Source organism: Dendronalium phyllosphericum CENA369 (genome assembly GCF_016056275.1).
In the GTDB taxonomy this organism is placed as follows: Bacteria; Cyanobacteriota; Cyanobacteriia; order Cyanobacteriales; family Nostocaceae; genus Dendronalium; species Dendronalium phyllosphericum.
Genome location: NZ_JAECZA010000026.1, coordinates 12,597 through 25,150, shown reverse-complemented (window position 1 = coordinate 25,150; position 12,554 = coordinate 12,597). Strand labels below are relative to the sequence as shown.

Annotated in this window: 9 protein-coding genes; 5 read left to right on the top strand and 4 right to left on the bottom strand. The window is 37.4% G+C overall.

The window, feature by feature from the left end; all coding sequences use genetic code 11:
• Positions 1-211 precede the first annotated feature (211 nt).
• Positions 212-757, bottom strand: coding sequence for a hypothetical protein (locus tag I8752_RS09115; RefSeq protein ID WP_214431992.1), 546 nt, complete (start codon positions 755-757; stop codon positions 212-214).
• 640 nt (positions 758-1,397) lie between these two features.
• Positions 1,398-2,747 carry a helix-hairpin-helix domain-containing protein gene (locus I8752_RS09110; protein WP_214431991.1) on the bottom strand — a complete coding sequence of 450 codons (1,350 nt, stop codon included), beginning with the start codon at positions 2,745-2,747 and terminating at the stop codon, positions 1,398-1,400.
• 227 nt (positions 2,748-2,974) lie between these two features.
• On the opposite strand from I8752_RS09110, the gene gatA reads away from it, so the two are divergent.
• Positions 2,975-4,435, top strand: a complete 1,461-nt coding sequence (gene gatA, locus I8752_RS09105; protein ID WP_214431990.1) for an Asp-tRNA(Asn)/Glu-tRNA(Gln) amidotransferase subunit GatA — start codon at positions 2,975-2,977, stop codon at positions 4,433-4,435.
• Positions 4,436-4,550: 115 nt separating this feature from the next.
• Here the strand turns inward: gatA and I8752_RS09100 are convergent, their stop codons facing one another.
• On the bottom strand, positions 4,551-5,393 hold the full coding sequence (locus tag I8752_RS09100) for a helix-turn-helix domain-containing protein (RefSeq protein ID WP_214431989.1): 843 nt from the start codon (positions 5,391-5,393) through the stop codon (positions 4,551-4,553).
• A gap of 184 nt (positions 5,394-5,577) precedes the next feature.
• Between I8752_RS09100 and I8752_RS09095 the strand changes: the two genes are divergently transcribed.
• The 3 genes from I8752_RS09095 (at position 5,578) to I8752_RS09085 (ending at position 8,650) form a co-directional block, all read left to right on the top strand.
• Positions 5,578-6,471 (top strand): alpha/beta hydrolase, encoded by an 894-nt coding sequence (locus tag I8752_RS09095; RefSeq protein WP_214431988.1) that lies wholly within the window; start codon positions 5,578-5,580, stop codon positions 6,469-6,471.
• Positions 6,472-6,574: 103 nt separating this feature from the next.
• Entirely contained in the window at positions 6,575-7,663 is a 1,089-nt protein-coding gene (locus I8752_RS09090; protein ID WP_214431987.1) for a helix-turn-helix domain-containing protein, read from the top strand.
• 603 nt (positions 7,664-8,266) lie between these two features.
• On the top strand, positions 8,267-8,650 hold the full coding sequence (locus I8752_RS09085) for a beta-lactamase hydrolase domain-containing protein (protein ID WP_214431986.1): 384 nt from the start codon (positions 8,267-8,269) through the stop codon (positions 8,648-8,650).
• Positions 8,651-8,845: 195 nt separating this feature from the next.
• Here the strand turns inward: I8752_RS09085 and I8752_RS09080 are convergent, their stop codons facing one another.
• On the bottom strand, positions 8,846-9,274 hold the full coding sequence (locus tag I8752_RS09080) for a HetP family heterocyst commitment protein (RefSeq protein ID WP_214431985.1): 429 nt from the start codon (positions 9,272-9,274) through the stop codon (positions 8,846-8,848).
• Between the two features lie 836 nt (positions 9,275-10,110).
• On the opposite strand from I8752_RS09080, the gene I8752_RS09075 reads away from it, so the two are divergent.
• Positions 10,111-12,534 (top strand): sucrose synthase, encoded by a 2,424-nt coding sequence (locus I8752_RS09075; RefSeq protein ID WP_214431984.1) that lies wholly within the window; start codon positions 10,111-10,113, stop codon positions 12,532-12,534.
• Positions 12,535-12,554 lie beyond the last annotated feature (20 nt).

Genomic DNA, 12,554 nt, shown 5'->3' with positions numbered 1-12,554 from the left:
ACAAAGTTTTTTAATTGAATTAATTACTCTTTAACACCACTTATTGCACTTTAAAAAAGCAACTAGCTATTCTTATCTTATACAGTGTTTCACAAAAGCTTAAATTCCCAACTTCTTTGAGGAAATTGGGAATCTTATTTTTTATTTAAAATTACTATAATGAAAGTGAATAATAACCTTAATATAATATTTTAAACTGTATTATTAAACTTTAAACATAGTTGTTATTTTTATAATTTCTACGCCATCTTTCTAGATGTTCTATAGATATTGACTTTGTTACAACATTAACACCATTACCTCGCCAGTCAACTTCTGGATCGGTTGTAAAAACACCACATTCTAATTGTTCAATCCTAAGATCCCAATATTCACTAAATCTACTTTTTAAAGTAATAACTTGTTCAAATACTTTATTCCTATGCTTGTTTCTTCTTTTCCTTTCCGTTGCTCCTTTTGCTTCTGTATCAATAAATTTAGTTTCAATTAAAAATAGATTACCTTGAAATGTCAGGTAGACAAAATCGCATTTTCCTAAATCTGTATAATCTGCAATTGGAGATTTTTCAAATAATAACAACTCACGGCAGGAAGGAAATAAAGATTTAATATTTAAAAATAAATAAGCTTGTAATAGTAATTCATTATCATAAGGGAAGACAATAACCCCCTCAAAAAATTGTTTAATATCTTGCTGAGTTTGTGGTTGAATTTTTTTACAATAAGAAACAAATTGATATAAATCGTTTGCAATCATGAAGTTTTAGCTCCTTACCCTGACTGTTACATGTATCCCCCCTTAGCATAAAAAGATACCATTTAATTAATGAAATCATCATCCGCATAAGTAATGAAAAAAGCATGAAAATATCATATTGACACGAGAATATACTGCTATTTAAATCGCAAATTTTCTATCAAGTTTAAAAATTATATTAAGTAAAAATGCGTAGTTTTTAGTTTTTCAATCAGCGACATCAATTGCTACCCTTTAAGAAGCTAAAAAAAGTGTCTATTAGTTCACCCTACTTAGTAGCTTCTGCTTCAGGTATATCTAAGAAATAACGAGTAAAGAGGGTTATTCCATCAGTTATTTAAATATTTTTTATTTGGAAGTTCCTTATTTCTTAGTAAGCCTGTTTTGTTACTATTAGAAAATAATAATTTAAGTTAGATTTTGGAACTTTGATTTAATCAATATTTGATGTTTTATCTTCTAATATAGGAATCCGATTTGATTTATGAAAAAATCTAAGTATCTGTAGGGTGTGTTATCGCGTAGCGTAGCGTAACGCACCGCACCGAAACCTTTGGGCGGTGCGTTAGCCTTGCCACGCCACTACGTGTATTTCAAAAATTAAATATGAGTCCTATAGTAACTAATATCTAAAATTGCTTCATTTTTCAAGTAAAGGTTTTGAATGAGCAGTAAAGCTAGCGTTTTTTAAAGCTTGAACTATTATTCGAGAATCTTGCACGCAGAATTGCCAACCTAAGCGAACTAGTTTACGGGAATTTTCAGCTTGGACAATTCCGATCACTGGCATTTTAGCTTTTTCTTTATCTCCTGAGTGTTCTTGCAAAACAGTTTTCAAGCGATGCAGTTCTTCAATGTTAGCTGCTTGTTGGGGATTAAGTTCCACCATCACCATTTGTACTGTTTCTACTGGTTCAGCATCTTCAACTATTAATTGAGTTTGTTCATCTCGGCGGTCTACTTTACCCCAGATAATTAACCTTGTATCGACTACGAGAAGAGAACTGATGCGTTCGTAAGTTTTAGGAAAGACAACTGCTTCCGATTGCGAAGTTAAATCTTCTATTTGCAAAATAGCCATCGGATCGCCTTTTTTGGTCATCACTTTTTTCACATTATTGAGCATGACAACTGCACAAAGTTTGGTATCTTCTCTTTGTTCGCCAAGTTGCGAAAGATTAATCGGAGTTAAAAGTGATACTGTTTGTCTTAAAGATTTCAGCGGATGGTCTGATACATAAAATCCCAATAACTCTTTTTCCATCTGCAACTTTTTCTGAGGAGGAAAATCTTCGATAGGACTAGCTTTGGGAGCGCTATCAAAGCGATTATTTTTTGTTGTATTATTAACAGTAGAAAAGCCGCCCAATAAATCAAAAAGATTTCCCTGACCGCTAGCTCTATCTTTTGCACGGGACTGCGCCCATTCATACACGAGTTCGAGGTCTTTGATTAACTGATGGCGATTAGGTTCGAGTTTGTCAAAAGCCCCACAATAAATTAGCGACTCTAAAGTACGGCGGTTAACAGCACGCAGATCGACACGATCGCAGAAATTGGCCAGAGATGAAAATTCTCCTCCTTCATTTCTGGCTGACAAAATACAGGCGATCGCATTCTGCCCCACATTCCGCACTGCGGAAAATCCAAACAAAATCTTACCTGCCACAGGTGTAAAATCCAGACCAGAGCGATTAATATCTGGTGGATCTATTTGAATACCCATACTCGTGCAGTTATTAATGTATTTCTGCACTTTATCTGTATCGCCACTGTTAGCCGTTAACAGTGCCGCCATATATTCTAATGGATAATTAGCTTTTAAATATGCAGTTTGATAAGTAACATATCCATAGGCGGTTGAATGGGATTTATTGAAACAATTAGAAGCTACCAAACCATTTTTAATCGCAAAATTATGGTCGCGCTCAACCCCAATGTCATAGACATTTTCTTTGCCTACATATCTGCGAGCAATTATTTTAACCATATTTCCCAACCCCCTTAAATAAAATTTGTAAAATTAATTTATAAATTACCAGCATGAAATTTTAGTCCATGCTAATACTACAAAATTTATCTTGAAAAAGGGAGATGAGGAGGATGAGGAGGATAAAGGAGAATAACTAATACCCAATCCCCAATACCCGATACCCAGTACCCAGTCCCCATAAATATGTACTAAAATCAATGACTTGAGTCATAAAGGGAGCAATCATGGCATCCATCCGCGAGTTGCACGAACAGCTAATTAAAAAAGAACGTTCTGCCGTTGAAATTACCCAAGAAGCTTTAGACCGCATTCAAGCGCTAGAGCCGAAGTTGCACAGTTTTTTACATATAACGGCACAACAGGCGTTAGAACAGGCTAGTGCTGTGGATGCTAAAATCGCCGCCAAAGAAGAAATTGGATTGCTAGCAGGTATTCCCATTGGAATTAAAGACAATATGTGTACCAAAGGGATTCCTACCACCTGCGCCTCTAGAATATTAGAAAATTTTGTGCCGCCTTATGAATCAACAGTGACACAAAAACTGGCTGATGCAGGGGCAGTAATGGTGGGTAAAACCAATTTAGATGAGTTTGCTATGGGGGGTTCCACGGAAACCTCTGCTTACGAGATTACGGCAAATCCTTGGGATTTATCACGGGTTCCGGGTGGTTCTTCTGGGGGTTCCGCAGCGGCAGTGGCGGCAGAAGAATGCGTGGTTTCACTTGGTTCGGACACTGGCGGTTCAATTCGACAACCTGCATCTTTCTGCGGTGTTGTGGGAATAAAACCTACTTACGGATTAGTTTCTCGGTACGGGTTAGTGGCTTTTGCTTCGTCTTTGGATCAAATTGGGCCATTTGGACGCACAGTAGAAGATGTCGCAATATTGTTGAGTGCGATCGCAGGTTACGATCCCAAAGACTCCACTAGTTTAAAAGTTGAAATCCCCGACTACGCCGCCAGCTTAAAACCAGATTTTAAAGCTAGAGGAAAGTTGCGAATTGGCATCATCAAGGAAACTTTTGGCGAAGGTTTAGACTCAGTTGTAGAAGAAGCTGTCACCAAAGCCGTAGATCGACTGCAAAGTTTAGGAGCCGAAATTCATATAATTTCCTGTCCCAACTTTCGCTATGGCGTACCTAGCTATTACATTATTGCTCCATCAGAAGCATCAGCCAACTTAGCTCGTTACGATGGTGTTAAGTATGGTTATCGCGCTCCAGGTGCTGACAATCTACTGGCAATGTACAATCGTACCCGTGCCAGTGGTTTTGGCGCAGAAGTCAAACGTCGGATTATGATCGGAACCTATGCTCTTTCTGCTGGCTATTATGATGCCTATTATTTAAAAGCGCAAAAAGTTCGTACCTGCATCAAACAAGACTTTGAAAAAGCCTTTAAGAAAGTTGATGTTTTAGCCTGTCCGACCGTTCCAACAACAGCTTTTAAAATCGGGGAAAAAAATACTGACCCCTTAAGTATGTATTTACTTGACTTGATGACGATCCCTGTGAATCTTGCTGGTTTACCGGGTATAAGTATTCCTTGTGGTTTTGACAACAATGGTCTACCGATTGGATTACAACTCATTGGTAAAGAACTACGAGAAGACCAACTACTTCAGGTAGCTTATGCTTATGAGCAATCAACTACTTGGCATCAGCGTCAGCCACAACTCTCTTGAGAGTGCTGAGTGCTGAGTGCTGAGTGCTGAGTGCTGAGTTAGGAGTAAAGACGCGATTATACTCTTACAAGCGTCTACGCGTCTGTACAGTAGTTAGTTGTCCAGAAGCTACTGACTACTGACTCCTGACTCCTGACTCCTGACTATTAACTTCTGGTGTGAATGTAACTTCCTTAATAGCACCTTTATTTCCTAGAGGTGTTGCTGGTCGATTGTTAACGGTAACTAAAATCGCACCCGCATTACCAGAACGGACAGATAACTGTTTTTCTGCTGTCCAAGTTCTCCGTTCTCCTTTTTTTAACTCACCTACGAATTCTATTTTGCCGTCTACTTTCACTCTTAACCACGATTTATCTTGAAGTTCTAAAGTGACTGCCACATTCTTTGCCGTGCTTTCAGAAGGTGCTACAGCCAATGAAGGTGCAGTGGGTACTGAACTTGGTTGCTGTCTTAGAGATTCAACTTGAGGCGATGGCGCTGTTTTTTGTTTTGAGGTAGATATTAGATTTTGTTGTTTGGCAAAGGTTTCTAATATCAGTTTAGGATTGAGTACATAGATAAGTCCGATAGAAGCGATCGCTAATAATAAAATGTAGGGTACGAAAAGAGGTATGTGTATATTTCGTCTACTGTCTAAATTTTGACTATCATTGTTGGTAGTGTTATTGTTTTTGGCTTCTGAAGGAATGATATTTATTGTAAAGCTGTTCGCTAAAGCACTACCATCTAGTCCTACAGCATCTCCGTAGCGACGGATGAATCCTTGAACGTACACAGGCTCTGGTAATTCTTCAAATTTTCCTGCTTCTAAAGCTTTCAAAAAAGCTAGTCGAATATGTGTTTTAGCAGCTACTTCTTCTATACGGATGGATCTTTCTTGTCTTACTTGCAGTAAATATTTACTTATTTGCTTTAGCTGCTCGACTTGAGCTTCACCTAAATCTAAGAGCTTCACGGCCTTCTCCTAAGTCTTGACTAATGTTTACTTCTTCACTGTAAAATCGCTTAAATAAGGTAAATATTTTTACAATATTAAATTTTTTTGTTCTGTTGAATTTTAAGTTGAAATCACTAACCTCTGGTGGTTAGTAGATAATTACCATATTTATTAGTACTTATAAAAGTATAAAATCTTTTGCATGATATTAAACAAACTGCAACTAGGGTTACAACTGCTACTTCTGTTAGGAATTGTTGCAGCGATCGCTTATGTAGCGATTTGTCTATTTCTTTTTGTTCGGCAACCACACTATATCTTCTTTCCCTCCCATGTTATTGAAAAGACACCAGAGTTTTTCAATCTCTCATATGAGGATGTTTACTTACCCGTGCTAACTCGATCGGGTAAAGTAGAACATATTCATGGTTGGTGGATAAAGTCTAACCAACCTAATACCAGGGTATTGTTGTATCTGCACGGGAATGGGATTAATATTGGCGCAAATATATCTCATGCCAATCGGTTTTATCAACTAGGATTTTCGGTCTTGCTGATTGATTATCGGGGTTATGGTCGCAGTGAGGGCGTATTTCCTAATGAAAAGCGCGTTTATCAAGATGCAGCGACAGCTTGGAATTATTTAGTACAACAGCGACAGATTTCACCCAGCCAAATTTTTCTTTATGGACATTCTCTCGGAGGCGCAATAGCTATAGATTTAGCAGTCAAAGTCCCTGAAGCTGCGGGATTGATTGTGGAAAGTTCTTTTACTTGCATCCAAGAGTTAATAGCTTATCGGAACTTATTTCGAGTATTTCCCGTCGATTTGATTTTGACACAGCGATTTGCATCCATTAAAAAATTATCACAATTGAAAATACCAGTTTTATTCATTCACGGTACTGTCGATTCTACCGTGCCATCTTTCATGAGCCAAAAATTGTATGCTGTTGCACCTGAACCTAAAACACTAATTTTAGTTCCAGGTGCAGAACATAACAATGTAGCTGTGGTTGCTAATATGGAATATCTGCAATGGGTAAAAGCTTTTATCCAACAAGTACATATTCGCAGGTTGTCTAATATCATTTAGTCAAAAAATGATACAGAAATATCCTGACCTCTTCCAAAATACAGGAATAATTTATACAGATAAAACTACTCCTGTTGGGTAAGTGTTAGGGGATACTGCAATCATGACTATAACATCTACATATTTATTAAAAGTTGCTGAAAATCACGCGATTGAAATTTCTCAAGATGAATTGCGATCGCTGCTAGGCCAAATTGAAACCGAACTGCATCGCAGTCAAGTTTATCGTCGTGCTGTCGCTAGGTTACAAAAGTTGTTAGGTACTTCAGGCGAACAGGCTAAAATTTTGTTTAAAGCTGTAGGCAGAGAAGCTATTGGTTTAGCATTCCAGCAATTTGCCCAACATCAGAAAGTTGCAGATATTCCTCAAGACACAAATGTTGTAGGTGTTACATCCAATATCGAACAAGAAAACATCAGTGACTTATCAAGTTGCATAGCCAGTGTTAAATTACATTCCCACAAAAATAGTGCGAATCCCAGCAACGAAAATATTGCATTGCCGTCTCAAGTGGCGACAAACACAACTAAAAATCCAGTCAAAAACTCAAAGAATATAGTTCCAGTAACGACAGCAATTGAGTGGCTAAAGCCAAATAAAAAACCTTCTAAAACTGAAATAGCCAAGCAAATAGCTGCCGAACAGCGCATAGAACAACTGCGGCAAATAGGTCAGCAACTCAAACAAGCTCGTGAGTCTCAAAATCTTTCTTTAAGTCAACTTAGCATTTACACTCACATCTCAATTCATCAAATGGAGGCAGTAGAAAATTGTAACTTTGAGTTATTGCAAGAAGATGTGATTTTACGTGGCTTTATCCGCCTTATGGGGAATGCTTTAGGATTGAATGGCACAATTTTAGCTACTTCTTTACCTGCACCTGACACTGTGAAATCTGTGTTGCCATCTTGGTCTGAGTCTCAAAGTATTTCTAAAAGATTAGCAGTGGACATACGTCCCATACATTTGTATGTAGGCTATACAGCTCTAGTAGCTGGTGCAGTCGGAGGATTATCATTGATTTCTCAGCAAGCCAATGCAGATAAGGCAATAAATCCAGATACTATTTCCCCCTCTTCATCCCTCTCTAAATCATCCCAGAAGAGTGAGCCGACTGCTAAACCAGGTCTTAAATCAAGTCATACTGGTGTCAGCATTGGGACTGATATCGCCCCACCAGAAGCGCTGTAAAGGGACTTCTCACTTAGTTGCAATACAGTCGAAATCCGATCCTAATATCATTAAAAGGTGAATTTGAAAGCGAAGTGGATATATTAGGACTGCAACTCAATTGGCAGTTTTAGCAAAATCACGCACTTACTATACTGAATGCAGATATCTCAATGGTAAGTAGAGAGTAGAGAAAAAATATTTTTATAACTGTGTTGTAAGTTATTGCCTGCACTGGGCTAGCTTTCAAGCCTGTTTAATGAAAATTTAACTAGCCCATTTAGTGGCATTGCTTGATAATAATTTACAATTCTAAATTTATGATTTTGACCATTTCCTCACAAGTTCCTCAAATTCTTTTATTTTAATTGATGTATAAATAACACTAGCAAAGTTAAAATCACTCTCAAAAATTTATTTTTGAGCTGAAAGTTGTTCGCTGTTCGCAGTCGCTACTCAACTGTGTTGATTTCATTTGTCGCGGGTAGCAGTGCTGCCAGTTAGGCTGCTCCTAAAAAAATATTATTGAATTAGTTATGGACAAAATATTTTGCCGTATCTAACTAAGTTATCTCCAAAGAGAAAGTTTTTTAAATCACCATTGATTAGTTCAAAGTAAGTAGAATGCATACTATCAGGAAGATTAACAATGAGTTAGCGATCGCCGGACAAATTACACTAGAGCAATTCCAAAAGATTGCTGAAGATGGTTATAAATCTGTGCTTAACCTGCGTTTAGCAAATGAAAAAGGTCTGCTAGAGAACGAGCAGGAAAAAATAGAACTATTAGGATTGTATTATGTCAATCTCCCTACCAAATCTGAAGAAATTAACTATCAAGTAGCAATCCAAATATTTCAAACAATTGCTCAACTACCTAAACCTATCCTAATACATTGTGATAATTCCTTACGTTCGGCTGCTATAGTGTTATTGTACATTGGTACAAAACAAGGTATTAGTTTTGAACAAGTATTGCAAAAAACTATCAAAATAGGATTAATTTAGCTTAAACTTTAATTATAATTTTTCAAAGAGTTTAGATTATTAATATAAATATTCTCTAAAAATACGCTTTGATTACTGAATTTATTTGCGTAGATGTAAAAGCGGTTCATGCATCTTAAAAGGTATTGGTTAAAGGGGAAAGGAAAAATTTTTCCTTTCCCAGGTGAAGCCTTCTGCCTTACACCATTCTACTTATTAGTTGTGCAATCTACTAGATTTTGATGAATAAAGCGTTGTAATTTTTGTCTCTAAGCAAAATGGGACACTAGCACTTTGAAAACTCGCTTGCTTTTCATCAGATGTTGCTAAATTATTTAAATCATTAAGTTTACTCACAACCTGAGATGAGCCTGGATTACTAGATTTAGTAACGGAAGGATTAATATTTGCTGGTGTATTTGCAGTTGTAGATAAGGGTGTAGATGAAACTTGGCTATTTTCTTTGATTAAACGGCTGTAAGTTCGTTGAGGAATAAAGTGGAGTGGATTATAACCAACAAAACGCAAAATCAGCACGCAAGCCCAGGAATATCTACCTTCAGTAATAGCTGCTATAATTTGATTGAATTGTTCAGGAGTAATGATACTGTGAAAATTTCTTTGAGAAGAAATATGGTAGTTCATGAGTAACCCTGAGATAACTGGTCTAACTGGGAATTTATAAATTGATTAAGCTTGATGAAGATATCTACAATGCAGCGATCGCAGATGATTTAAGTTAATATTAAATCCATCTCGTTCTAGAGCGATCGCTCCTTCTAACTCTTAATCTAATTCAAGTTTTAGGCGTTTATTGTCTCTGAATTTTGTAGGGAACGCAGTGTAATTATATTTTTGTTTACTGCTAATGCTAGGTAAATAATGAATTTGCTTGAATAGATACAATAAACACTAGTTTATTAACGACTATTGAAGATAATTCGCGATAGATAATTACAACAAGTTGTTCTGAGTAATTGTTGAATTTTACATTCATAAAATTTATCAATCATAACTCTTACCTTACTTATTAGCAATTATCTCAATATCTAATTTCCAAGTAATTGAACCGCTGAAGTCAGTGTTATGCGTGAGACACCTGCCTAATATATATAGACTACTCTTAATTAACAAGTACTTGAGCCAAATTGGCACTTTTTTGAATAAACAGCTAGTGTTACGCGATTGAATGGGGAACAGAAGAAAAGGGAGATAATAGTTTGTAGTTCAAAAATTTGCTTTTATTTCCTTGTTAAAGGTAAGATTTAACCTTACTTTAAGCATTTAATTCATAATAACAGTCATTAGACAGACAATTTTATTTGTGTTTCATACCAAAGCTAGAAGCAGAAAGCTTTCCGGTCTATCTACTATACAAAAGTCAAAAGGGAAATGTACCTCTGAACACCCGCTAAATAAAACCAAAGTTATTGAGGAGAGAACAATGAGGTCGTGACCTAGCTATAGTTTTGGAATTCCTCATGTATGAACTGCTTCAAGCCATCTTAGACAGTGATGAAAAAACTGCTCTACGTCAGTTGCTCTCTACATTAAGAAGTGTTTCAGGGAAGCATTACTTCCTGAGAAACGAGATTCTCCACGTTTTTGCAGACTACTGTCAGCAATCCCAAAAACCTGCCTACTTTTACCACTCTTCCTCTATTGGCAAACTGATTCACTATACTCATGAAATGATTCAAGAAGAGGAAAGTACTTGGTTTGTTATTAGACAGAAGATTGCTAGCCAGGAAGTGTGGCGACTGGTATCTGACTTTTCTCAGTTCGAGTTAATGACACCCCAGGCGTTTTTAGATATGAGCGATCGCTTAGTTAACCGCTATCAACCTCACATTCTAGAAATCGACCTCCATCCCTTTTACGAAGATTCGCCTACGATTTCCGATTCTAGAAACATTGGTCAAGGTTTAGCTTTTCTCAACCATTATTTGTCCGATCGCTTGTTGACTGACCCAGAATACTGGGTAGAAGCAGTATTTCAAGCATTACATCACCTGAAATACGATGGCATTCCCCTATTAATTAGCGATCGCATAACTTCGGGTATCGATCTGGCCAAACAAATTAAGCCAGCCCTGAAATTCCTGATTCAGCGCCCTTCTAACGAACCCTACGCAGAATTTCGCTTTCACCTCCAAGAATTTGGCTTTGAGCCGGGATGGGGCAATACTGCGGCGCGAGTGTGCGAAACCTTAGAACTTCTTGAGCGGTTAATCGACAATCCCCAACCTGCCATTTTGGAAGCATTTGTAGCCCGCGTTCCCGCTGTTTTTCGGGTTGTTCTCATTTCTATCCACGGTTGGGTTGGTCAACAAGATGTTTTGGGAAGAGATGAAACACTCGGTCAAGTTATCTATGTCCTCGAACAAGCGCGCAGTTTAGAAAACAAACTCCAAGCAGAAATTAAACTCGCCGGTCTTGATTTGCTAGGCATTCAACCCCATGTAATTATTCTCACCAGACTTATTCCTAACTGCGAAGGCACAGATTGCAATCTGCGCCTGGAAAAAGTTCAAAGTACTAAAAATGCTTGGATATTGCGCGTTCCTTTTGCTAAATTCAATCCGGAAGTCACCAATAACTGGATTTCTAAATCTGAAATTTGGCCTTATTTAGAAACATTTGCTCAAGACGCAGAAAAAGAACTGCTAGCGCAATTCCAAGGAAAACCTAATTTAATAATTGGTAACTACAGTGACGGTAATTTAGTCGCATCACTTTTATCCCGTAGCCTGAAAGTTACCCAATGTAACATTGCCCACTCTCTAGAAAAACCTAAGTATTTATTTAGTAACTTATATTGGCAAGATTTAGAAGACCAACATCACTTCTCAGCACAATTCACCGCCGATCTGATTAGCATGAATGCTGCGGATTTCATCATTACTTCATCCTGTCAAGAAATTGTCGGGACACCAGACACTATAGGTCAGTACGAGTCTTATAAGTGTTTTACTATGCCTAATTTATATCATGTGGTCGATGGAATTAACTTGTTTAGTCCGAAGTTCAATATGGTTCCTCCGGGAGTTAGCGAGAATATCTTCTTTCCCTACAGTCAAACACAAGACCGAGATCCTCACCTCACTAAACAAGTCAGCGACCTCTTATTTAACCGCGAAGCATCTCAGATACTCGGTGATTTAGACGATATTGACAAGCGTCCCATTCTTGCTGTTGCTCCTATTAACTCAATCAAAAATTATACTGGTTTAGCGGAATTATTTGCTAAAAGTCAGGCGTTGCAAGAGCATTGTAATCTGATTCTCTTAACGAGTAAACTATATCCACATGAAGCAACAAAACCAGAAGAAGCAGAAGAGATCCAAAAACTTCATGATATTATTCATCAATATGACCTCTTTGGTCGTATTCGTTGGATAGGGATGCGTCTTCCTAGCATTGAAATCGCAGAAGCTTATCGACTAGTTAGCGATCGCCAAGGAATTTATCTGCGATTTGCCTTATTTGAATCCTTCGGGCGCAGTATTCTAGAAGCAATGATTTCTGGTTTACCAACTTTTGCTACTGAATTTGGCGGTGCTTTAGAAATTCTCGACGATCGAGATCGCAGATTTCATATTAATCCCACAGATTTAGCAAGAACAACTGAGAAAATTTTAGACTTTCTTAACCAATGCGATACTCAGCCGGAATACTGGCATGAAACTTCCGAGTGGATGATTCAGCGAATTCGGAACCGATATACTTGGGAAATACATACAAGTCAACTATTATTGCTTGCCAAAATATTTAGTTTTTGGAACTTTGTTGCTCCAGAAAAAAATGAAGCCAGAGATCGGTATATGGAAACCTTATTTCATCTGATCTATAAACCCATAGCAGACAAAATTTTAGAACAGCACAACTTGCCTTGCTCAAATTAAAAATTTAGAAAATATATTAA

Bases quoted from the DNA above. Each gene is read 5' to 3' on its own strand.
- I8752_RS09115 (WP_214431992.1), bottom strand. From the start codon at position 757: ATGATTGCAAACGATTTATATCAATTTGTTTCTTATTGTAAAAAAATT.
- I8752_RS09110 (WP_214431991.1), bottom strand. From the start codon at position 2,747: ATGGTTAAAATAATTGCTCGCAGATATGTAGGCAAAGAAAATGTCTAT.
- gatA (WP_214431990.1), top strand. From the start codon at position 2,975: ATGGCATCCATCCGCGAGTTGCACGAACAGCTAATTAAAAAAGAACGT.
- I8752_RS09095 (WP_214431988.1), top strand. From the start codon at position 5,578: ATGATATTAAACAAACTGCAACTAGGGTTACAACTGCTACTTCTGTTA.
- I8752_RS09090 (WP_214431987.1), top strand. From the start codon at position 6,575: ATGACTATAACATCTACATATTTATTAAAAGTTGCTGAAAATCACGCG.
- I8752_RS09085 (WP_214431986.1), top strand. From the start codon at position 8,267: ATGCATACTATCAGGAAGATTAACAATGAGTTAGCGATCGCCGGACAA.
- I8752_RS09080 (WP_214431985.1), bottom strand. From the start codon at position 9,274: ATGAACTACCATATTTCTTCTCAAAGAAATTTTCACAGTATCATTACT.
- I8752_RS09075 (WP_214431984.1), top strand. From the start codon at position 10,111: ATGTATGAACTGCTTCAAGCCATCTTAGACAGTGATGAAAAAACTGCT.